Genomic DNA, 20,930 nt, shown 5'->3' on the forward strand with positions numbered 1-20,930 from the left:
CTGGCGGCCGCTCACTCGCCTGGCCCTCTGTACGGCCCTCACAGCGCCCCTCAGGCCCTCCAGCGTGCCCGCAGGACGCCGGGGGAGGGGCTGGTGGCGTGTCGTTACGCCGCAGGCGTCCTCACGGCGTCGAGGACGCCATCGCCACCGGACCCCGCTGCGAACGCGGCGTCTTGGCACCGGGCTTGCCGGGCTTGATGGTGCGCGGGTCGATGGCCTCGCCCGGGGCGCCCTCACGGTAGAGGCCGTCCGGCAGGCTGTCCCGGTCGTGCGGCAGCAGGAAGAAGACCCGCCGCTTGTACAGGCCGCTGTCCGGGTCGGGGGTGGCCTCGTCGTCCAGCAGGGCGTACCCGACCATGCGGCCGTCACGGGCGTAGGGAGGCTTGGTGTTGCGGCGCTTGGTCTTGTCGAGCGCCTGACGGACGTAGTCGAGCTTTTCCGGGTTCTCCAGCCACACCACCTCTTCCTCGTGGATGAGGTCGCTCTCGGTCAACAGCGAACTCATGGCTGCAGCCCCTCCTTCATCGGCTCGGTCCCCGACGTCGAGGACGTGGCCCGGCATGTGTGCGTGTGCGCTTCACGGTGGCCTGCGCACCGGCCAGTGGCGGTCCGCTCCGTGGCGGTCGCCGTGTGCGGGGCCCGGCCCCCATGGTAGAGCGGATGCGGACGACGGTGTAGGCCGCATGCTAGGGAGTGCCCGAATGCGACTGTCATCATGCCTGTTCCGCCAGGGCGATACCGGGGTAGTACTTGCGCCCGTTGGACTTGATCATGTCGGCCGGGGAAGCCACTCCGACCTCCTGCCGGACCCGGTTGGCGAAGGCGCGCGGGGTGGCGGGGCGGATGCCCTCGCCCGCGTGGCACCAGGAGCTGTACTCCGTGTAGAGCAGACCCTGCTCGACCCGCAGGTCACGCGCGTTCTCGCCGTCCCGGGTGCAGCACTCGGCCAGGAACCGGCCGATGTGGTCCTCCGTCGAGGCGTACGCGGAGGTGGCCATGCGCACCCGGTCGGGGCCCTCCAGCGGGTCCCGGGTGGCGAGGTAGCGCTGAGCGCCCTCGATCAGCCACTGCAGGATACCGGGCCCCTCGTCGCGGACCAGTTCGAAGGCCAGGTTGTCGATCCGGCGCTCGGCCGGCACCGTCCGCGTGAAGGGCAGCAGGCGGATACGGCGCCAGAAGGCGAAGCCGCCGGTGGACACCTCGGGCCGGTGGTTGCCCAGCAGCCACAGGTGGTGGGTGGGCGTGAACGAGAAGTAGTCCTGCCGCATCCGGCGCGCCTTGATCTTGTCGCCGCCGGTCAGCAGCCGCACCCGGGCCTCGTCGAACTTGTCGTTGGGCTTCAGCTCGCTGCACACCACCAGGCGCCGCCCGTGCAGTTCGGTCAGCTCCGTGGAGTGCTCGGAGAAGGCGCCGCGGTCCATCAGGAAGCCGGGCGGGGCGGCGTCGGCGTAGTCACCGAGGATCTGGATCATCGTGTCCAGCAGCACGGACTTGCCGTTCTTGCCCTCACCGTGCAGGAACGGCAGCACCTGCGCGCCCACGTCGCCGGTGATGGAGTAGCCCAGCATCAGGTGCAGGAAGGCGATCATCTCCCGGCCCTCGTCGTCGTCGCCGAAGGTGTCGGCGAGGAACCGGTGCCAGCGGGGCGTCTCCATGCGCTGCGGGGCCACACTGGTGGCACGGGAGTGGAAGTCGCGGGTCGGGTCCGCCTTGCGGATGTAGCCGTTGTGCAGGTCGACTACGCCGGCGGGCGTGCACAGCGCGTACGGGTCGCCGTCCAGCTCGTCGGGGTCGACGGACAGGTCGGGGGAGGCCTTGGCCTGGGTCAGCAGCGCCTTCATGCCGGCGGTGGACAGGGTGCGCCGCTTGTGGTGGGCGATCTCCCGCTCGCTGTACACGCCGCGCGGGTCGCTGTCGGGCATGTCCTCGGCCATCTCGCCCGCCGCCCACAGCGCGGCCTTCTCGCCGCCGCCGCGCTTCCAGCGGTAGCCGTCCCACACGAACCAGCCCAGTCCCTCCACGTGCCGGAACTGGTCGCGGTGCAGTCGCACGAACAGCCGGGCGTTGCCGCGGTCGGTCAGCGACGGCGGCAGGGGAGCGGTCGGCAGTCCGGTGCCCACGGCGCGGGACGCGGTCGCGGCGGCGTCCGGGTAGGCCTGCGGGGGCACCAGGGCGGGCGAGGACTGTTCGACCGTCTGCTCGAGCATCTGCAGGTCGAGCATCTGCTGAGCGGCGGCCTGTGGGTCGAACCGCGGCGTGCTCTCGGCGCTGCTCATGAACGTCCTTCGAGGTGGAGCGGACGGGCGGACCCCACGGCGAGGGCATCGTCGACGATCGCCTCGTTGCGCGCCTGCTGCCACGGTCTGGCGTGCTGGGCGACCCGTACGAGCCGGTCCCGGACCACGCTGTGGTCCAGGTGCCCGGCCGCGATCAGTCCGCCCGCGGTGTAGGCGGCCCGGTTGAGCTTCTCCGTGAACGCGGTCCCCTCGCGCGCCTCGGCGCAGCGGGCGACCTGGGCGATCAGCGGATCGAGGATCCGGTGCGCCGCGCCGGTCCGCGGGGCCCGGCGGGCCGTCGGCACCTGGTTCGGCCGGGCCGTCGGCACGTGGTCCGGCCGGGGGGACGGCGCGGGGGCCGTGCCGTCCGGCGCCCTGCGTGCTCCTGCATGGGGTGCCACCTCAGGGTTTTCGGTCGGGGTCTGGGCGATCAGGTGGCCGGTGCGGACGAGTTCGTCGTGTAGCCAGCCGGGCAGCGGCGCCGGCGTGCGGGTGGAGCCCAGCGGCCGGTACACGCCCTGTGCGGTACGGGTGGTCGGCGCCACGATGTAGCCGCCGTCGGCGCGGACGTCCACCTGCCAGGCCAGGGCCGCCCTGCTGCCGGAACCGGTGGAGCAGCGCAGCCGGGTGGCCGGATCGGGGTTGCGGTACCAGACGTGCAGACCGCCGGAGGGCGTACGGACCCGCAGGGTGTCCTCGTCGGCGGCCGGATCGGGGCGGCCGCGGTAGGCGGCCAGCAGGGCGAGGGTGTCGAAGCCGGACGCCAGCCCGTCCAGGCTCACCTGCTCGGGGATGGGGATGCCGGGCAGCAGCCGGCCGCGGTCGGGCACCTCGGCCGCGTGGGCGTCGATGTCGATGACGACCAGGCCGGCCGGGCCGCAGGCGACGCCCACGCCCGCCGACGGAGTGGCGGTCCACCAGGCGTCGATGCGCGCGGTGTCGGTCGTGGCCGCGTGGAAGCCGTGGCAGGGACGCCCGGCCGGAAGGCAGGGGCAGGCCGCCGGGGTGTGCCGGCGGCTGCGGCACTCCGGACAGTTGGCCGCGGGGGTCTTCCGTCCAGGGGCCAGCGGATGGACCGGCCAGCCCTGGGCGGCGCACCACCGCGCGACCGAGCGCGGCGGCACGGGGCCGCCCGCAGCGGTGCGTTCGCTGATCTCACCATGGCGCGGCACGCGAATCGTCCTCGTCACATCTCGTCTTCGGTCACTCCACGGCGGCCCGGCTGGAAGGTGATGCCCTGTCAGGGACCGAAGGGACTGTAATCCAGAAAGAGTGTAGGGCTCACTGGCCCAAAGGATCCCGCAGCCCCCCCGCGTGCCGTTTCTATCAGTTTTCTCGGTCCCTTGAGTCCCTTGGTCCCTGGGTGGGAGTCACCATGCGGGTGAATTGACCGCACTTCACCCTGCTGACGGGTATCCGGCACCCTGGATTCCGTCGCTCCGGAACTGTCCGGAGCGACGTCCTCCACTTCAAGAACGGGTCCCTCCGGTCCCTGGGTGGGACTGTATCGGGCCCCTGACCGGCGCGAACGACACATGGGCAGCGACCCTTCCGGGCAGGGACGCGGGCCTTTCGGTCCCTGGTTCCCCGTCCCCCTCGGCTCAGGCACTGTCCTGACGGGCCGCGTCGCGCTGCCGCTGGTGCTCGTTGAGCAGCTCCAGCATCCTGTCGAACGCGGGGTCCGGCATCTTGCGGATCAGGTGGTGGGCGAGGAAGACCCCGTCGTCGTACGGGAGCCGGGGCGGAACCGCCAGGTCGGGGCCCGTGTGGTCGCCGTTGGCCCGGTCGTCGTCCGCGTGTTCGCTCTCCGCGTGATCGCCGTCGTCGTCGCCCAGGGAGCCCAGGGCGCCCCGGGGCTCGGGGACGCCGTCCGCGGGAGCGAGGGGCGCGGACGGGGCGTGGGCCGACGACGACGCGGCAGGGACCGGGGTGAGGCGTGCGGGGGACGTCGGCCGCCGCTCGTCGTCGTCCTCGGACTCCGTCGGCCCGGGGACCGACGCGGCGGCCGACGCGGCCGGTACGGCGGGGGCCGACGGTTCCGCCGGATCCATCGAATCCATCGGAACCGCTGAATCCGCCGAATCCGCCGAATCCGTCGATCGTGCGGTTTCCGCCGGTTTCGGCGATCGGGCGGGTCCTTCCGTGCTCTCGGTCTCGGACGCCGTCGCGTACCGGGCGCCGGAGCCGGAGCCGGTGCGAGCGTCGTCGTCGGCCGGCTCGGAGGCGGCCTCCCACTCCCCCTCCCCCGGCTCCCCGCCCTCCCCGCGGGAGAGGGGAGAGAGGCCGGCCGTACGGCCGGGCGTGTCGCTCCGGTCCGAAGCGCGGTCCGAAGCGCGGTCCGAAGCCCCGTCCGGCGCCTGGTCGGGGGTGCCGGTGCCGGTGGCGTTCGCGGTGCCCGCAGCGTCGGCGTCGGACGCGGTGGATTCGACGGACCAGGCGGCGTCGGTGTCGCCGGCGGCTGACATCTGTGCGGTCGTGGCGGCCTGGTGGACCGCCGTGGACCGCTCGGCGTCAGCGGGCTCCTCCGCGGCCGTGGTCTGCCGCTCCTTGCGCCGTTCCGCCTTCTCCGCCTCCGCGCGCGCCTGCTCGCGCTTGAGCGCCTCCAGGGCGGCCTCCTGCTCCTCCGGGGGCTTGTTGCCCACGGCGCGCAGCAGGTCGATGCGCTCCTCGCCGATGCGCTCCTGGAGTTCGGGCGCGAGGTTGAGCAGGGCCAGCCGCTGGGACACCCAGCCCTGCGACTTGTGCAGCCGCTTCGCCAGCCGGGTCTGCGTGCCGTGAATGGCCAGGAGGCGTTGCAGCGCCCTGGCCTCGTCCAGGGGTTCCAGTCCCTGGCGGTGCACGTTGGCGACGAGGGCGGACTCCAGGATCGCCTCGGAGTCGGCGCCCTGGTCGTCGTCAACCATCACGTTCAGATGGGTCATTCCGGCTTCGCGGGCCGCCGCGAGCCGGCTGCTGCCGTCCACGACGACGTGCGTGGCGTCGGCGGCCAGTTCGTGCTCGCGCTCCGGGTTGGCCTTGACGTAGGCGTCGCGGTTCATCACCGTGATGGCCTGCTTCTGGCCGTGTTCGCGCAGGCTGCCGGTGAGTTCGGTGAGGTCGCCCAGGCTGGTGCGCGGGTTGTCCGGGTTGGCGCTGATGCGGTCCAGGGGCAGCCGGGTGGGCGGGGCGACGCCTTCCGTGGGGACGCCGGTCGCCGCGCCGATCGCCGTCCGGCGTGCGCTGACCGGTCGTGCGGAGGCGCCGAAACGGCCCGTTCCGAGCTGGTCGGCCTTGCTCATGAGATCTCCCGTGCGAGGGCCCGCATGCCCACCGCCTGCTGCGAGGAGGGTGCGTACGACAGAAGGGGCTGCTTCATGCGCACGGCCTCCTTCTGTTCCTTGAGGTCGCTGATGAGTCCGACCACGCGGGGGTCTTTTATGTCGACCCAGCCCTGGAGGGACGACGTGGCGATGTAGCCCCGGCGGCCGTCGTAGAGGTTGACGACGATGCCCAGGTAGTCGAGGTCCAGGGCGAGGTCGCCGCGCAGGTCCTCGATCTGGTTGGTGAGCAGGTCGTAGGCGTCGGCCGAGCTGTCTTCCGCCTGGACCACGATCAGGGCGCCGGACTGGCCGGGCCGCTCCCCCTCGCGGCGCCGGCCGTAGTAGGCGGCGGCGTCCATGCTCAGCCCGAGGCTGGGCGGACAGTCGACGAGGATGACGTCGTAGTCGCTCTCCAGCGGCAGCAGCGCCCGCTCCAGCGCGGCCTCCCTGGCCCGTACGGCCGACAGGCGCACGTCCAGCAGGAAGGCGTCGTGGCAGGCGGGCAGCAGGTGGAGCCGGCCGCCGAAGGTGCTCTCGTCGATGGAGACGAGCAGGTCGCGCAGATCGCCCTTGGGGTCGCCCGCCATGTGGTTGGTGAGGCTGTCGCCGTTCATCGGCAGCGGGGTGGCGCCGAGTTGATTGGTCAGGTGGCACTGCGGGTCGAAGTCCACCAGGAGCACCCGCAGTCCGAGACCGGGCAGGCTCTCCACGTCCAGGGGGTCGCTGTCGGCGATCTGGTCGCTGGCGCGCAGGGCCGCGGAGAGCGCCTTGGCGACCCGTACCGGATGCAGCCTGCCGGGGTCCTCCGCCAGGGCTTCGCCGACGCCGGCCGCGATGGCGGTCTTGCCGACGCCGCCCTTCTGGTTGCAGACGACGATGCGGCGGGTGACGGCCGGCCGCTCGATGTCCGGCGCCGGTGTGGTGTCGAGCCACAGCTGCACCGACTGCGCCAGTCCCTGGATGAGGGAGACCCGCCGGTCGGCGGCCACGTCGCGGAACCTCTCCCACTGGCCCTCGGGGAGGAAGGTGGAGAAGGAGTCGGCCCCGGCGGTGTCGACGGTGGCGGGGGTGGAGGCGAGGGCGAGCCAGGCGTCGATGCCCTGCTCCACGGCCGTCTGGATCTCGACGCCGTGCTGTGCGGCCCTTACCTTGAGATGCTGCCGGAGCCATCCCGGCAGTTTGGAGACGACCTTCTCGCGGTCGCTGGACGTGGCTGGCGAACTCATGGGGGACACCTTACTAACGTGCTTGATCATTCGCCCCAGCGACACGTTAGAAAGCAAAAAGAGACGATGAGTTACTCCTCATTTGTCCCCATTGGCCCATCAACGGGCCGCGTCTGAAAGGCAGTCAGGCTTTCTAAGGGGGCCGATTCGAGGCGGTCGCCGCCGACGTCGACCGGAGTGTCGCCGGAGCCCGCCACCGGCCCGGGCAGCACCGCGAAGCACCCGGAAAAATAAAAAGGGGGGGCGGATCCTGTACGCCGCGGTCACGTCCGCCGTCCGCGGGAGGCTCCGCTCACACGTGGCGCGGGCGCTCGCGAGGGAGCGGCCACTCCTCGCCACTCTCAACGTATAGCGCACGGGGGGGCTTGCGGCAAGGCCCCCGTCATACCGGAGAATCACTCGCCGACCCCCAGAACCTGCGGAAACGAGGGATCCACCGAGTGCGTTCTCTGTTGTCACCGGGCAGCGCCGCCGGCGCGGACGGACCTCTGATCGGAGCTGCTGACATGACCTCCCTGACCACCGGTGTGTTCGACCTGCCCGACCGCCTCACCGCCAAGGCCGACCCGGCGCTGATCGCCGGCGACGAGCGGCACTTCGCGGCCATCGCGACCACCCTCGAACAGACGATCGACGAACTGACCGGCCTCCTCGACGCCGAACGCAGGGCCCCCGGCGGCGTGGGCCGGCACGCGATGGACCGGGACGCGGAGGTGCACCGGCTCACCGCCCGGCTGCGCACCCTGCGCCGCTTCGGCGCCGACCTCTGCCTCGGCCGCATGGTCGGCGCGGACGACGCCGAGCCGGTCTACGTCGGACGGCTCGGCCTCACCGACAGCACGGGCCGCCGGCTGCTCATCGACTGGCGCTCCCCGGCCGCCGAGCCGTTCTTCGGCGCCACCCACGCCCACCCGATGGGCCTGGCGAGCCGGCGCCGGTACCGCTGGACCCGCGGCCGGATCAGCGACTACTGGGACGAGGTGTTCACCGCCGACGGCCTGGAGCGGCACGCCGCGCTCGACGACCAGTCCGCCTTCATCGCCACCCTGGGCGGCACCAGGTCGGCGAAGATGCGCGACGTGCTCGGCACCATCCAGGCCGACCAGGACGCGGTCATCCGGGCGGGCTCGCGCGGCGCCCTCGTCGTGGACGGCGGCCCGGGCACCGGCAAGACCGTGGTCGCGCTGCACCGCTCCGCCTACCTCCTCTACTCCGACCCGCGCCTCGGGCACCGCCGCGGCGGCGTGCTGTTCGTCGGCCCGCACCGGCCCTACCTGGCCTACGTCGCCGACGTCCTGCCCAGCCTCGGGGAGGAGGGCGTGCAGACCTGCGTCCTGCGGGACCTGGTCGCCGAGGGAGCCACGGCAGCCGACGAGACCGACCCGGAGGTGGCCCGGCTGAAGTCGTCCGCGGACCTGGTGAAGGCGATCGAGAAGGCCGTCGCGTTCTACGAGGAGCCGCCCACCGAGCCGCTGACGGTCACCACCCCCTGGTCCGACGTCCGGCTCACGGCCGACGACTGGGCCGAGGCGTTCGCGGCGGCGGAGCCGGGCACCCCGCACAACGAGGCGCGCGAGCACATCTGGGAGGCCCTGCTCACCATAATCGCGGACAAGCACGACGCCGAGGTGTCCCCGGCCCTGCTGCGCCGGGCGCTGCGGAACGACGAGGAGCTGACCGGCGCCCTGGGCCGCGCCTGGCCGCTGCTCGAAGCGGCCGACCTGGTCTCGGACCTGTGGACGGTGCCCGCGTATCTGCGCATGTGCGCCCCCTGGCTGAGCCGCGAGGAGGTCCGCACCCTGCAACGCGCCGACGCGCGGGCCTGGACGGTGTCCGATCTGCCGCTGCTGGACGCGGCCCGGCAGCGGCTCGGCGACCCGGCGGCGGCCCGCCGCGCCCGCCGGCGGGCGGCCTCCCTGGCCGCCGAACGCGAACGCATGGCCGCCGTCATCGACACCGTGCTCGCCGCCGACGACGACGGCGAAGGGGCGGTGACGATGCTGCACGGCGCCGACCTGCGCAACAGCCTGGTCGACGAGAACGCGCTGCCCGCCGTCGAACCCGACGTGCTCGCCGGGCCGTTCGCACACGTCGTCGTGGACGAGGCGCAGGAACTGACCGACGCGGAGTGGCAGATGCTGCTGCTGCGCTGCCCGTCCCGGAGCTTCACCGTCGTCGGTGACCGCGCGCAGGCCAGGCACGGATTCACCGAGTCGTGGCGGGAGCGGCTCGAAAGGGTCGGATTCGACCGGATCGGCATCGCCTCGCTGAGCGTCAACTACCGCACACCGCAAGAGGTGATGACCGAGGCGGAACCGGTCATCCGGGCCGCGCTGCCGGACGCCAACGTGCCGGCGTCCATCCGCGCCAGCGGCATCCCCGTCCGCCACGGGTCCGCCGCGGAGCTGGAGTCGGTGCTCGACACGTGGCTCGCCGAGAACGCCGACGGGACCGCCTGCGTCATCGGCGCGCCCGCGTTCCGGGCGACGTCCCGGGTGCGGTCGCTGACCCCGCGGTTGGCCAAGGGACTCGAGTTCGACCTGGTCGTGGTGGTCGACCCGGAGGAGTTCGGCGAAGGCGTCGAGGGAGCGGTCGACCGCTATGTCGCCATGACCCGGGCGACCCGGCAACTCGTCGTCCTCACCAGCTCCTGAGGGCGGGCGCGGGCCGGCCCGGTCGCCGTGGGCGGTGTGCCGGGGCGGGGGCCGTGCCGGTACGGACGGCCCACGCCCAGCCCCACGTGTGTGCACCGCGCGGTGCGGCATCCGGCGGCGGACGACGACCGGGTGTGGCCGTCGGCGGCCGCGGCCACATGTGTCCGCGCCGCCGGATCAGGCGGCGCCGGCCCGCTCCTCGTCCTTCGCCTGGCCCACCACGGTGTACATGACCGACCGGCCCTGCTTGTGCCGCTGGATGCGTCCCTTGGCGACCAGCGCCTCCAGGGTGTTGCGCACGACCTGCGGGGTGGGCTCACGGTCCGGGTGTGCGCGCAGCAGTTCCTCGCGCAGCTCCGCGGCGAGGCGCGGCTCGCTGTGTCCGTCGAGCAGGCCCAGCAGGAGGTCGCGGAGCAGGGCCTGCGACTCGTCCTTCTTCGCCGCGGCCTTGCCGGCGGTCTTGCCGGCGGTGGCCTTGGCCGCGGTCTTCGCGGCGCTCTTCGGGGCGCCCTTCGCGGCGGTCTTGCCGGCGGCCCGCGGGGTGCTCTTGGCGGCCCGCTTCTTCGCGGCGGTCTTGGCCGGCTTGGCCGCGGCCTTGGCGGCGTCCTCGCCCTCGGCGGGCGCGGGCCGCTCGGCCGGGGTCTCCTCGGCGGGGGCCTCGGCGGAGGTGTCCGGTGCGGCCGGGGCCGGGACGGACCGCGGCGCCTGCTCGGCGGCGGGCTCGGGCTCGTGCCGCGCCTGCTGCGGCACGTGTGCCGAGTCGGCGGCGGGGTGTCCCGCGAGGCTCAGGATGTCCAGCAGCAGGGTCTCCTCCTGCCGCAGGGCCTCCAACTGACTGGTCAGCTCTTGCTGGTGGCGCCGGTTCTCCGCGAGATCCGACGCGGCTTGCTCGGCATACCGCGACCGGACCGTGGCGGTGGCTGATTGGGTGGGCACAGCCGTTCACTTCCTTTGGGTGGATGACGCTGCGCATGCTACTGGGGTGTCAGGGCCGTGCCGAGTGCCGGGGATGAACGCGATCCGCGTCGCGAACCCGCATCACCCCTTGCCACGTGGGCCGCCGAGGTGTGCCGAGCCGGTTCCGGGCCGTGTGGCGGCCGCTGAAAAACCGCCGTTTCGAGTGTCACCCGGGCTTTGACGGAGCGGGTTTCCGCGACCGGGCACTCCGGTCCGCCGGCCGGGCGCGTCGGGGCCGCGGGTGTGCACCGGCAACCCCGCGGCCGGGGACCGGAGTTCGATGAACGTAGCACCGTTGAAAGTTTTGCGAAAGAGTTTGCGAGGCGCTCGGCCCGGCTCTCTCCTGCCGAACTTCTCTCACTGCGCGAGGGGTTGACCGGCTGTGACGCGCGCCGTACGGTCTCGGCCGCAATCTCTTGCAGCAAGAACCAGCGCGGCAAGGGACGGAACCCGGCCTCCCGCGGCACGGCGCGTCGCCATCGGGGCCGTTGCTCCGGTACACCCCACTTCCACGACTGGAGACACCATGGCCTCAAAGACCGTGGCCGCTGCACTCGCCGTACTGGCGGGAGCCGCTGCGGCCGTCACGGCACCCACGCCGGCGCAGGCGAGCGCGCCCGGCGGCAAGGACGTCACCGCGGTGATGTTCGAGTGGAACTTCGCCTCCGTCGCCAGGGCCTGCACCGACGAACTGGGCCCCGACGGGTACGGGTACGTCCAGGTCTCGCCGCCCAACGAGCACATCCAGGGCAGCACCTGGTGGACGGCGTACCAGCCGGTCAGCTACCGGATCGGCACCAAGCTGGGCGACCGCGCCGCCTTCAGGAAGATGGTCGACACCTGCCACGCCGCCGGCGTCAAGGTGGTCGCCGACGCCGTCGTCAACCACATGGCGAACGGCTCCGGCACCGGCACCGCCGGCTCGTCCTTCACCAAGTACGACTACCCCGGCCTCTACTCGGCCGCCGACATGGACGACTGCACGTCGACGGTCACCGACTACGCGGACCGCTGGAACGTGCAGCACTGCGAACTGGTCGGCCTGCCCGACCTGGACACAAGCGAGGAGTACGTCCGCAAGACCATCGCCGGCTACCTCGACGACCTGCTCTCCCTCGGCGTCGACGGCTTCCGGATCGACGCCGCCAAGCACATCGCCGAGGACGACCTCGCGAACATCAAGTCCCGGCTCACCGACCCCGGCGTCTACTGGAAGCAGGAGACCATCGGCGCCGCCGGGGAGGCCGTCCAGCCGTCCGAGTACTACAACACCGGCGACGTCCAGGAGTTCCACTACGCCTACGACCTCAAGCGGGTCTTCGGCAGCGAGAAGCTCGCCGAGCTGAAGAACTTCGGCGAGGCGTGGGGCTACGTGCCCAGCGGCAAGGCGTCGGTGTTCGTCACCAACCACGACACCGAACGCAACGGCACCACCCTCACCTACAAGAACGGTGCCGCCTACACCCTCGCCCACGTCTTCATGCTGGCCTGGCCCTACGGCTCCCCCGACGTGCACTCCGGCTACGAGTTCACCGACAACGATGCCGCCGGACCGGACAACGGCCAGGTGAGCGCCTGCTACACCGACGGCTGGAAGTGCCAGCACGCCTGGCGCGAGATCGCGAGCATGGTCAAGTTCCGCAACACCGCCGCCGGGAGCGCGGTGACGAACTGGTGGGACGACGGCGGCAACCAGATCGCCTTCGGCCGCGGCGACAAGGCGTACGTCGCCATCAACCACGAGGGCGCCTCGCTGACCCGCACCTTCCAGACCTCGCTGCCCGCCGGCGACTACTGCGACGTGCAGAGCGGCAAGGGCGTCACGGTGAACTCCGCCGGCCGGTTCACCGCCACCCTCGGCGCCGACACCGCCCTCGCCCTGCACGTGGGCGCGAGGACCTGCGGCGGCGGCACCGGCGGGGACAGCGGCGGGAGCACGGCCACAGGCGCGTCGTTCAACGTCAACGCCACCACCCAGTGGGGCCAGAACATCTACGTCACCGGGGACAACGCCGCCCTCGGCGGCTGGAACACCGGCGCCGCCCTCAAGCTGGACCCGGCGAGCTACCCCGTCTGGAAGCTGACGGTGTCCCTGCCGGCCGGCACGTCCTTCGCGTACAAGTACCTGCGCAAGGACGCGAACGGCAACGTCACCTGGGAGAGCGGCGCCAACCGCACCGCCACCGTCGGCTCCGGCGGCCTGGTCACCCTGAACGACACCTGGCGCGACTGAACCCCGCCGACACCACCGTGCTCGCGGGGCGGCGGCGTCGCGGGCACGGCTGAGGGGCCCGGATCCCATATGCGGATCCGAGCCCCTCAGGGGCGTTCCGACCGGCTGCCGTCACGGACGACGGCTACCAGGGTTCGCGATAACAAGCGATCAGGCGCAGGTTATGCCGATGCAGATGGTGTTCAGCGCCGTGAGCAGACCGACACAGGCACAGGTGCCGCCGTACGAGGCGCCGTCCATCTCGACGGGCTCCGTCTCGGGCAGGGCGTGCAGCTCGGCCAGCAGCTCGAGGTCCAGGTTTTCCATGGGGGGTTCCTTTCCTTCTGTGGGGAGGTGAGCGGCGAAGGGACGCTGCTCAGGTTGTGGCGACCGGATGGAGCGCGGTACGCGCCACCCGGGGGTCTGTGGGGTGGTGGTCCCGGACCGGCGGCGGAACCGTCCAGAGCCGGGGCGAGGTGTGCCGCAGCCGCAGCAGGAAGGCCAGGATCCCGGCCGACCCGTCGCTCCAGCTGGTCGAGACGTCCCCGTACTCGTTCGGGAAGACGAGGTGGCCGTGTCGCCGGGCGCGCTGGGTGAGCAGGAGGCGGGCCAGCTCCTCGGCCAGGGCGCGGTGGGCGTCGTCCCCGGTGGCGGCGGCCATGTCGAGCAGGAAGTCGCCGTTGCCGGCCAGCCCGTGGCACTGGGTGAGCGGGGCGCGCGAGGCGTACTCCGCCACGGCACGGGTGGCGCGGTGCGCGAGGTCGCCGAACCGGTCGTCGCCGGTGGCCTGGTACAGCCGGACCAGGAAGGCGCCGATGCCGGCGGACCCGTGGCACCAGTAGGGGGTCGTGGGCTCGTTGGCGGCCTGGGCGGGCCAGTGCGCGGCCTCGCCGATGAGCACGGCGTTGGCCATCAGGTGCTCGCCCGCGTCCACGGCCAGGTCCAGCAGGTCGGACCGCCGGGCGGCCAGCGCGGTGGACAGCAGGAACGTGCCGATCCCGGCGACGCCGTGCGCGAACCCGAGGTAGCGCTTGCCGGCCAGCCGGGAGACGGCCTCGGCGGGCGCCGCCCAGCTCACTCCGGTCGGCTCGGGCTCCGCCGCCGCGGCCAGTTCGTCGGCGGCGGCGACGGCCAGCTCCATGAAACGGGCGTCGCCGGTGCGGTTCCACAGGTGCAGCGCGGCCAGCCCGCTGCCCGCGGTGCCGTGCGTGATGTCGTGGCTGGGTGTGGCCGCCTGCGGCGCGAGAGCCAGTGCGAGGGCGTGGTCGGTGAGCCGGCGGTCCTCCACGGCGCGGCCCGCGTCGTACAGCGCCCACGCGGTGCCGCGTTCGCCGAAGTGCAGACCGGGGCGCGCCTGCCCGGGGTCGGTGTGCCGGGCGATCCAGTGGCCCGCGGTGGCGATCACCTCGGGCAGACGGGGATCGCCGGTCAGCTCGAAGTACCGCGTCAGCACGGCCAGGACACCGGCCGCGCCCTGCTGGACGGTGCACGGGGCGGTCTCCCCCGCGGTGGTGGAGACCGGCCAGAGCCGGCCGCCCTCACCCGGTGCCATCGTCGCGACGAGATGGTCCACGATCCCGGCCACCGGGTCCTGCTCGCCCTCCGGCGCGGGCGGCGCGGCGGGGCGACGGCCGCCCGGGGTGTGCCGTACCGGCGGGGCCGCCGTGAGGGTGCGCAGCGCCGTGCGCGCTCTGGTCAGGTCCCAGCGGGCGGCGGGCTCGTCCCGCATCAGCCCGAGGATCATCGCCACCAGCCCGTCGGCCAGCCCGAGCCGGGGGGCGCAGGCGGCCAGCCAGGCGGCGAGCCGCTGCTCCACGGGCCGGCCGGCGGGCTCGTCGTCCAGCAGGATCGGCACCCGGCCCACCAGGACGAAGCAGGCGGTGGCGCCGACGCTGTAGTAGTCGGCGGTCGGGGCCACGGGCGCGTCGACCAGGCGCTCGGGCGCGCTGAAGCCGGGGGTGCCCAGCCGGGTCGGCGGCGCGGACGCCTCGTCCAGGACGGTGAGTTCGAGGTCGATCAGGCACAGGCTGCCGTCCGGTCGGACCATGACGTTGCCGGGAGTGAGGTCGCGCAGCACGCAGCCCTGCGCGTGCGCCGCGGCCACCAGGTCCACCAGCTGCTCGACCACGGCGAGCGCGTCGGCCCGGTAGCGGTCGGCGCCTGAGCGGCGGAACCGCTCCGACACCCAGGTGCGCAGCGTGCCCCCGGGCACCTCCTCCTCGGCCAGGAACAGGTGCCGGCCGTGTTCGAACAGGGCCAGCGGCGCCGGGGCGAGACCGAGTCCGTCGAGCCGCTCCAGCGCGTGCGCCTCGGCCCGCAGCCAGGCCTGTACGTCGCGGCCGTCGGCGTCCGCCTCCACGTGCGGCCGGGCCTCCTTGATGACCACCGGGTCACCGGTGCGCAGGTCGGTGCCCCGGTAGACACCGCCCTTGTTGGTGTGCCGGATCGCCTCCCGCACGGTGAAGCGGCCGCCGAGGGTCAGCGGGCCGGCGGCGCGGGCCGCGGCGGCCGGGTCGGCGGCGGCGCGCTCGTCAGGGGCGGCGGACGCGGCCGGCCGGTCCGCGGCGGGTGTGGCGGCGGGCGCCGCGGGTGTGACGGGGAAGGGGCAGACGGCCCAGGACGGGGGCAGGTACTGGCCGGTCCGGCGGTCCTCCACCGGGTTGCCGTCGGGGTCCTTGATGTACGGCACCAACAGGCCCTCGTCCGACAGCCGCCGCCGGGCCACGAACGCACCGTAGCGGTAGTGCACCACGCTGCCCGGCGCGTACGCCCGGTCGGAGAGGATCTGCGGCCCGGCGAGCCCGTCCGTGGCCCGGTGCAGTTCCTGCGCCAGACGGACCGCGGCGGCCTCGTCCCGCGGGTAGACGGTGAGGAATTTCCCCGAGCTGCCCCGGGGCGTGCTGCGCGAGTTGAGCACGCTCACCTTCTCCCGCGACCGGGCGAACTTGAACGCGGAGTCCTCCGCGAGCAGCACGCCGAGTGCCTGGGTGAGGACCGCCGGCGCGGAGGCGACCGTCGCCGACAGGTGCAGCTTCCAGCCCTGTTCGGGCGTCGTCGCGGAGAGGGGGGTGACATGGCACCACGTCCCGTCGGCGACGCTCCGCCAGCGCGCGCCGGTGGCGGTGGCGCGGAGTGCTTCGCCCAGGAGGCGCTCGAGGTCGCCTGCCGTGTCGACGTGCCCGGTCATCTCAGTCCCTTCCACTCGGACGGGAGGTGATTCCCGTCCTGCGGTCAGGACCAAGGTGCTCACATCCGCGCGCCGTTGGCGCGCGGTGCCGCGCAGACGGGTGACGACCTCACACGAGAGGCGGAAGGCGGGTGTGTCCGGCGGGGGTCGGGTGTGTGGTCCGAAGGGCGCGCCGTGCGGGGGCTACGGGGCCGTCGTCGGCCGGGGGAGTGCGCTCGTCAGGCAGAAGGGGTGGCCCGCCGGGTCCGCGAGGACGCGCCATCTCGCCCCGCCCGGCTGGCAGTCCGGCTTGGTCGCGCCCAACTCCAGCAGCCTGGCTTCCGCTTCGTCCAGGTCGTCCACCTCGAAGTCGAGGTGGATCTGCTGCGGCACGCCCTGGCCGGGCCAGCTCGGAGGACGGTGGTCGTCGACCCGCTGGAACCCGATCATGAGCCCGCCCTCCTGGACCAGACCCGCGAAGTCGGCGTCGGACCCGGGATGCGGCTCCAGCGCGGTGGCCCGCCGGTAGAACTCCATCAACGCCTCGGGGTCGGGGCAGTCGAGGGTGATCGCCGTCGGTCTCATCAACGGGGGCATGGCAACTCCGGGGCAGTCGACGGGCGGGGCGGACACGTGCGGTGTCACACCGTAGTGACCGACTCCGGTCCGCACGAACCCCGCACCGCCCGGACCGTCCGGGAACAGGGACCCTCGAGCACCGGACCGCTCGGGAACAGGGCCGATCGGCCCTGGCCTTCCGGCCCCGATCGGGGAAAGGATGCCAGGGTAGGCAGAACACATCACGAGGAGTGACCGATGGCGGACCGCGAGCAGGCAGACCCCGACACCCCGATCCGGGTCTTCCTCCTCGACGACCACGAGGTGGTACGCCGTGGGGTGCACGACCTGCTGAGCGACGAGACGGACATCGAGGTGGTCGGCGAGGCCGGCACCGTCGAACAGGCCCTGGTGCGGGTGCCCGCGCTGCGCCCGGACGTGGCGGTGCTGGACGTGCGGCTGCCGGACGGCGACGGGGTGACCGTCTGCCGCGAGCTGCGCTCCCGGCTGCCGGAACTGGCCTGTCTGATGCTGACCTCTTTCGACGACGAGGAAGCGCTGCTCGACTCGATCATGGCGGGCGCCTCCGGCTATGTGCTCAAGCAGATCCAGGGCTCGGACCTGGTCTCGGCGGTGCGCACCGTGGCCCGCGGCCAGTCGCTGCTCGACCCCAGCGCCACCACGAAGCTGATGGCCCGGCTGCGCGGCGGACCACGGCAGGAGGAGCAGCCGGACGCGCTGCCCGGCCTGACCGAGCGGGAGCGGGAGATCCTGGCGCTGATCGGCGAGGGGCTCACCAACCGGCAGATCGGCCAGCGCCTCTACCTCGCCGAGAAGACGGTCAAGAACCACATCTCCCGGCTGCTCGCCAAGCTCGGCGTGGAGCGCCGTATCCAGGCCGCCGTCATCGCCACCGAGGCCCGGGACCGACTGCGCGGCGACCACCACTGACGATCCCGCGCGGGCCCGTCCGCGCGGTGCCCCATCGCCGTGCGGTTCCCCTGCGCCAGCCGCTACTGTGACCGCAGAGCAGTACGTATTTCGGCACGTCGTGGCATGGAGGAACAGCGGTGGGAAGCTCCGGGGAGGCCGCCCGCGTCCGCCTGCCGCAGCTGCGCCTGGACGAGCTGCTGGAGGAACTCCAGGCCCGCCTGGACGCGGCGCGCGGCACCAGGGACCGGGTGCACAGCCTGCTGGAGGCGGTGCTCTCCGTCGGCCGGGAGCTCGATCTCGAACAGGTCCTGCACAGCATCGTGGAAGCGGCGGCGACACTCGTCGACGCGGAGTACGCGGCGCTCGGGGTGATCGGCCCGGACGGCCGGCGGCTGTCCGCGTTCCACACCATCGGGGTCGGCGAGGAGCAGATCGCCAGGATCGGACCGTATCCGGAAGGGCACGGGATCCTCGGCGAGTTGATCCGGCATCCGGAGCCGTTGCGGCTGGGGAAGCTGTCGGAGCACCCGTCGTCGTACGGGTTCCCGGCGCACCATCCGCCGATGAGCACGTTTCTGGGTGTGCCGATCCGGGTGCGGGAGCAGGTGTTCGGAAACCTGTACCTGACGGAGAAGCGGGGCGGCGCGGAGTTCGACGAGGAGGACGAGTCGGTCCTGTCCACGCTGGCGGTGGCGGCGGGGGTGGCGATCGACAACGCGCGGCTGTACGAGGAGTCGCGGCTGCGGGAGCGGTGGCTGCGCGCCAACGCGGAGATCACCCGCAGCCTGATGTCCGGCGCCGCCCAGACGGACGTCCTCAAGCTGATCGCCGAACGCGCCCGGGAGATCACCGGCGCGGCCCTGGCCGCGATGTCCACCCCGGTGCGGGGCACCGACACGCTCACCGTGGACGTGGCCATCGGACAGCAGGCGGAGGCACACCGCGGTCTGGTGCTGTCCGTGGAGGGCACCCTGACGGGCAAGGCGTTCGCCGACGGCGCGCCCGTGCGCAGCCCGGACGTCGCGCACGACGAGCGGGTCTCGGCCGGACCGCCCCGGTTCACCGGCCTCGGACCCGCCGTGGCCGTCCCGATCGGCGCCGGCGACCACATCCGGGGCGTGGTGCTGCTCGCCCGGGAGGCCGGGGCCACCGACTTCTCCGACAAGGAACTCGAACCGCTCAAGAGCTTCGCGGGGCAGGCGGCGCTGGCGATGGAACTGGCCGAGCGGCGGCAGGACGCCGAGCAGATCGCGTTGCTGGAGGACCGCGACCGGATCGCCCGCGATCTGCACGACCTGGCCATCCAGCGGCTGTTCGCCACGGGGATGACGCTCCAGAGCGCGGGCCGGTTCATCGACCATGAGGGCGCCAAGGAGCGGGTGCTGCGGGCGGTGGACGACCTGGACGAGACGATCAAGATCATCCGATCGACCATCTTCGGGCTGCGCACCCGCGACGACGAGACGGCCCCCGGGCTGCGCGCCCGGATCGTACGGGTGGTGGGCGAGGTCGCGCCCGTACTCGGCTTCGCCCCCAGCCTGCGCATGGAAGGGCTGCTCGACACCCATGTGACCCGGGAGACCGCCGACCATGTGGTGGCGGTGCTGTCCGAGGCGCTGACGAACGTCGCCCGGCACGCGCGGGCCGGACGCGCGGACGTGGCGCTGGAGACGGACGGCAGGACCGTGCGCCTCACGGTCACCGACAACGGCGTCGGCATCCCGGCCGGGGGCCGGCGCAGCGGGCTGGCCAACATGGCCGAACGCGCCCGGCAGCTCGGCGGCGACCTGGAGTGGACCACGCCCGAGGGCGGCGGAACGACCCTGTCCTGGCACGCCCCGGTGGGCGGCGGCCCGCAGAGCGCGTAGGAGCACGAGGGCGCGGGGCGGCGCGCGGAGCCACCGCCCCCTCGCACCGGCGTACGCCCCACTCGTGCGCCCCGTCGCGTCCGCCTCAGCCCTCAGCTCGCAGCCCTCAGCCTCCTGCCTCGTCCCGTCTGTCTCCGCCCGTCTTCTGGTCCCATCTGGGGCCGGTCAGGTCCCACTCCGTGGCCCACCGCTCAGCGCGCCGCCGGTCGAGCCGCCGGCGCGGCACGGCGGCGGCCCCGTGGACGAGCGCGGCCGGCCCGAGCGCGGCCGACGCGCCGAAGAAGACGGCCCCGCCGCTCGTCGCCGCTCGTCGCCCCGCCGCCCGCCGCGCGGACGCCTTCCCGATGCCCGCGCCGGTCCTCGTGACCCTGCTGCCGCGCACGGCCCCACCTCCTCGGTCCCTGCCCGCGAATGTTCCGGCGGCGGGCGCGGTGGGACAGGGGCCGGACGGGCCCGTCCCGCCGGGACCACCGGCCGCGACCGGCGCTCCGGCGACGCCGGGACCGGGCCGTTCTCCGCGCCGGACGGGACCCACGGCCCTCGTCCGGCGGGCCGCGGGCGCCGAGGATGGGGGGGACAGGCGAAACGGCCGCGGTGGCCGTACGAGGTGGAGAGACGGACCCGCTGATGTACCGCAACGACGGATTCCGCGAACTCGAACGACCGGAGTGCCTGCGGCTGCTGGCCAAGGCGCCGGTGGGCCGTGTGGTCCACACGCGTCATGCCCTGCCCGCCGTGCTCCCGGTCAACTTCTGGCTGGACGACGACGGGGCGGTGGTGCTGCGCACGGCCGCGGATTCCGGGCTGGTCCGCGCGGTCGACGGCGCGATCGTCGCCTTCGAGGCCGACGAGGTGGACGCGGCGGCCCACTCCGGGTGGAGCGTCGTGGTCACCGGCACCGCCTCGGTGGTGGGCGACGCCGGCGAGCGGCGCCGCCTGGACCGTGACGTGCCGTGTTCCTGGGCGCCCTCGCCGCGGGAGGTGTTCGTCCGCATCGAGCCGGAGCTCGTCACGGGCCGCGAACTCGTCGGCGGCCTCACCGCGTACGGCCTCGGACGCTTCTTGTGACCCCGGCCCGGTTCGTCACTTCGGGCCGCTTCGTCACCTCGGCTCAGTTCGTCGGCCAGTTCGGCAGGTCGGCGTGCCGGACCCGGTACCCGCCCTCGGTGACGGGCGCGAACGGGGCGGGCGCCATGCAGGAGTTCACCGCGTCCTCGTGCCGCGGCGTGCCGGTGGTCCAGTTCACCGTGTCGTCCCAGGAGTACCCGACTCGGTCCCCCGAGGCCCTCCCCCGCTCGTCCGTGCCGCCGTCGTACACGCTGAACCCCATCCGCTCGCCCAGCCAGTGCGGCCCTCCGGGGCTCACCTTGGTGATGACCGCGGTCAGGGAGGCGGAGCCGGGCGCGGTCACCAGACAGTCGACCGCGCCCTCGGCGGTGTAGGTGATGTGCTCCCGCGCCGAGTAGTGCGAGACCTTCACCGTGCCGCGTGCGTCGGTCGGCAGCCCGCCGGTCCCGGGCAGGCCGGGGATCGGCCGGCTGAAGGGGGCGGCGTACGCGTCGAACGTCAGCGAACGGACGTCGTCGTCGGCCAGGTAGGGCAGCCGGAACTCGGCGGACCCGGTGACGCTCGCTCGCACCGGCCGTTCCCGCGGACCGCCGGACGCCACGGTGACGCCGGTGATCGCGGTGGCCGCGACCGCCACGGCCAGGGCCACGACCACGACCTTGCGGGTGTGCCGGGGGGAACGCGCGAGACGTACGGTGCTCGCGGTGCGTACA

16 protein-coding genes are annotated in these 20,930 nt (G+C 73.2%); 5 read left to right on the plus strand and 11 right to left on the minus strand.

Features of this window, described 5'->3' with window-relative positions; all coding sequences use genetic code 11:
* Window positions 1-121 precede the first annotated feature (121 nt).
* From ABEB07_RS01015 to ABEB07_RS01035, 5 genes are all read right to left on the minus strand, one after another.
* Window positions 122-505: a DUF6009 family protein gene (locus tag ABEB07_RS01015; RefSeq protein WP_345666592.1), complete on the minus strand. Its 384-nt coding sequence runs from the start codon at window positions 503-505 to the stop codon at window positions 122-124.
* A gap of 208 nt (window positions 506-713) precedes the next feature.
* A complete protein-coding gene (locus ABEB07_RS01020) occupies window positions 714-2,276 on the minus strand; it encodes a DNA primase family protein (protein WP_164587653.1) in 1,563 nt (520 codons plus the stop codon).
* Window positions 2,273-3,448, minus strand: a complete 1,176-nt coding sequence (locus ABEB07_RS01025; RefSeq protein WP_425588928.1) for a bifunctional DNA primase/polymerase — start codon at window positions 3,446-3,448, stop codon at window positions 2,273-2,275. The genes ABEB07_RS01020 and ABEB07_RS01025 overlap by 4 nt, the downstream gene beginning before the upstream one ends.
* A gap of 429 nt (window positions 3,449-3,877) precedes the next feature.
* Window positions 3,878-5,554 carry a ParB/RepB/Spo0J family partition protein gene (locus ABEB07_RS01030; protein WP_345666593.1) on the minus strand — a complete coding sequence of 559 codons (1,677 nt, stop codon included), beginning with the start codon at window positions 5,552-5,554 and terminating at the stop codon, window positions 3,878-3,880.
* A complete protein-coding gene (locus ABEB07_RS01035; RefSeq protein ID WP_164587654.1) occupies window positions 5,551-6,801 on the minus strand; it encodes a ParA family protein in 1,251 nt (416 codons plus the stop codon). Before ABEB07_RS01035 ends, ABEB07_RS01030 begins: the two co-directional genes overlap by 4 nt.
* 506 nt (window positions 6,802-7,307) lie before the next feature.
* On the opposite strand from ABEB07_RS01035, the gene helR reads away from it, so the two are divergent.
* A complete protein-coding gene (helR, locus tag ABEB07_RS01040) occupies window positions 7,308-9,455 on the plus strand; it encodes an RNA polymerase recycling motor ATPase HelR (RefSeq protein ID WP_345666594.1) in 2,148 nt (715 codons plus the stop codon).
* A 177-nt stretch (window positions 9,456-9,632) separates the two neighbouring features.
* Here helR and ABEB07_RS01045 read toward each other — a convergent pair whose 3' ends face one another.
* A complete protein-coding gene (locus tag ABEB07_RS01045) occupies window positions 9,633-10,391 on the minus strand; it encodes a hypothetical protein (protein WP_345666595.1) in 759 nt (252 codons plus the stop codon).
* A gap of 547 nt (window positions 10,392-10,938) precedes the next feature.
* Here ABEB07_RS01045 and ABEB07_RS01050 point away from each other — a divergent pair.
* Entirely contained in the window at window positions 10,939-12,645 is a 1,707-nt protein-coding gene (locus ABEB07_RS01050) for a carbohydrate-binding module family 20 domain-containing protein (protein ID WP_345666596.1), read from the plus strand.
* Window positions 12,646-12,795: 150 nt separating this feature from the next.
* Here the strand turns inward: ABEB07_RS01050 and ABEB07_RS01055 are convergent, their stop codons facing one another.
* The 3 genes from ABEB07_RS01055 to ABEB07_RS01065 all read right to left on the minus strand — a co-directional run bounded on the left by ABEB07_RS01055 (window position 12,796) and on the right by ABEB07_RS01065 (window position 16,387).
* Window positions 12,796-12,951, minus strand: a complete 156-nt coding sequence (locus ABEB07_RS01055) for a VenA family class IV lanthipeptide (RefSeq protein WP_009192482.1) — start codon at window positions 12,949-12,951, stop codon at window positions 12,796-12,798.
* Between the two features lie 49 nt (window positions 12,952-13,000).
* Complete coding sequence (gene lanL / locus ABEB07_RS01060) at window positions 13,001-15,811, minus strand: class IV lanthionine synthetase LanL (protein WP_345666597.1); 2,811 nt, start codon at window positions 15,809-15,811, stop codon at window positions 13,001-13,003.
* Between the two features lie 183 nt (window positions 15,812-15,994).
* Complete coding sequence (locus tag ABEB07_RS01065; protein WP_345666598.1) at window positions 15,995-16,387, minus strand: VOC family protein; 393 nt, start codon at window positions 16,385-16,387, stop codon at window positions 15,995-15,997.
* Between the two features lie 219 nt (window positions 16,388-16,606).
* On the opposite strand from ABEB07_RS01065, the gene ABEB07_RS01070 reads away from it, so the two are divergent.
* Both ABEB07_RS01070 and ABEB07_RS01075 read left to right on the plus strand, forming a co-directional pair.
* Window positions 16,607-17,299: a response regulator transcription factor gene (locus tag ABEB07_RS01070; RefSeq protein ID WP_345666599.1), complete on the plus strand. Its 693-nt coding sequence runs from the start codon at window positions 16,607-16,609 to the stop codon at window positions 17,297-17,299.
* A gap of 119 nt (window positions 17,300-17,418) precedes the next feature.
* Window positions 17,419-19,149: a sensor histidine kinase gene (locus tag ABEB07_RS01075; protein WP_345666600.1), complete on the plus strand. Its 1,731-nt coding sequence runs from the start codon at window positions 17,419-17,421 to the stop codon at window positions 19,147-19,149.
* Between the two features lie 106 nt (window positions 19,150-19,255).
* Here the strand turns inward: ABEB07_RS01075 and ABEB07_RS01080 are convergent, their stop codons facing one another.
* Window positions 19,256-19,531 (minus strand): hypothetical protein, encoded by a 276-nt coding sequence (locus tag ABEB07_RS01080; RefSeq protein ID WP_345666601.1) that lies wholly within the window; start codon window positions 19,529-19,531, stop codon window positions 19,256-19,258.
* Between the two features lie 245 nt (window positions 19,532-19,776).
* Between ABEB07_RS01080 and ABEB07_RS01085 the strand changes: the two genes are divergently transcribed.
* Entirely contained in the window at window positions 19,777-20,217 is a 441-nt protein-coding gene (locus ABEB07_RS01085) for a pyridoxamine 5'-phosphate oxidase family protein (RefSeq protein WP_345666602.1), read from the plus strand.
* Window positions 20,218-20,260: 43 nt separating this feature from the next.
* Here the strand turns inward: ABEB07_RS01085 and ABEB07_RS01090 are convergent, their stop codons facing one another.
* Window positions 20,261-20,866 carry a hypothetical protein gene (locus tag ABEB07_RS01090; RefSeq protein WP_345666603.1) on the minus strand — a complete coding sequence of 202 codons (606 nt, stop codon included), beginning with the start codon at window positions 20,864-20,866 and terminating at the stop codon, window positions 20,261-20,263.
* Between the last annotated feature and the right edge of the window lie 64 nt (window positions 20,867-20,930).

It is taken from the genome of Streptomyces similanensis (genome assembly GCF_039543625.1).
Classification (GTDB): domain Bacteria; phylum Actinomycetota; class Actinomycetes; order Streptomycetales; family Streptomycetaceae; genus Streptomyces; species Streptomyces similanensis.

Coding starts and splice junctions, on each gene's coding strand:
- ABEB07_RS01020 (WP_164587653.1), bottom strand. CDS start 2,276: ATGAGCAGCGCCGAGAGCACGCCGCGGTTCGACCCACAGGCCGCCGCT.
- helR (WP_345666594.1), top strand. CDS start 7,308: ATGACCTCCCTGACCACCGGTGTGTTCGACCTGCCCGACCGCCTCACC.
- ABEB07_RS01085 (WP_345666602.1), top strand. CDS start 19,777: ATGTACCGCAACGACGGATTCCGCGAACTCGAACGACCGGAGTGCCTG.
- ABEB07_RS01030 (WP_345666593.1), bottom strand. CDS start 5,554: ATGAGCAAGGCCGACCAGCTCGGAACGGGCCGTTTCGGCGCCTCCGCA.
- lanL (WP_345666597.1), bottom strand. CDS start 15,811: ATGACCGGGCACGTCGACACGGCAGGCGACCTCGAGCGCCTCCTGGGC.
- ABEB07_RS01065 (WP_345666598.1), bottom strand. CDS start 16,387: ATGCCCCCGTTGATGAGACCGACGGCGATCACCCTCGACTGCCCCGAC.
- ABEB07_RS01055 (WP_009192482.1), bottom strand. CDS start 12,951: ATGGAAAACCTGGACCTCGAGCTGCTGGCCGAGCTGCACGCCCTGCCC.
- ABEB07_RS01035 (WP_164587654.1), bottom strand. CDS start 6,801: ATGAGTTCGCCAGCCACGTCCAGCGACCGCGAGAAGGTCGTCTCCAAA.
- ABEB07_RS01015 (WP_345666592.1), bottom strand. CDS start 505: ATGAGTTCGCTGTTGACCGAGAGCGACCTCATCCACGAGGAAGAGGTG.
- ABEB07_RS01070 (WP_345666599.1), top strand. CDS start 16,607: ATGGCGGACCGCGAGCAGGCAGACCCCGACACCCCGATCCGGGTCTTC.
- ABEB07_RS01050 (WP_345666596.1), top strand. CDS start 10,939: ATGGCCTCAAAGACCGTGGCCGCTGCACTCGCCGTACTGGCGGGAGCC.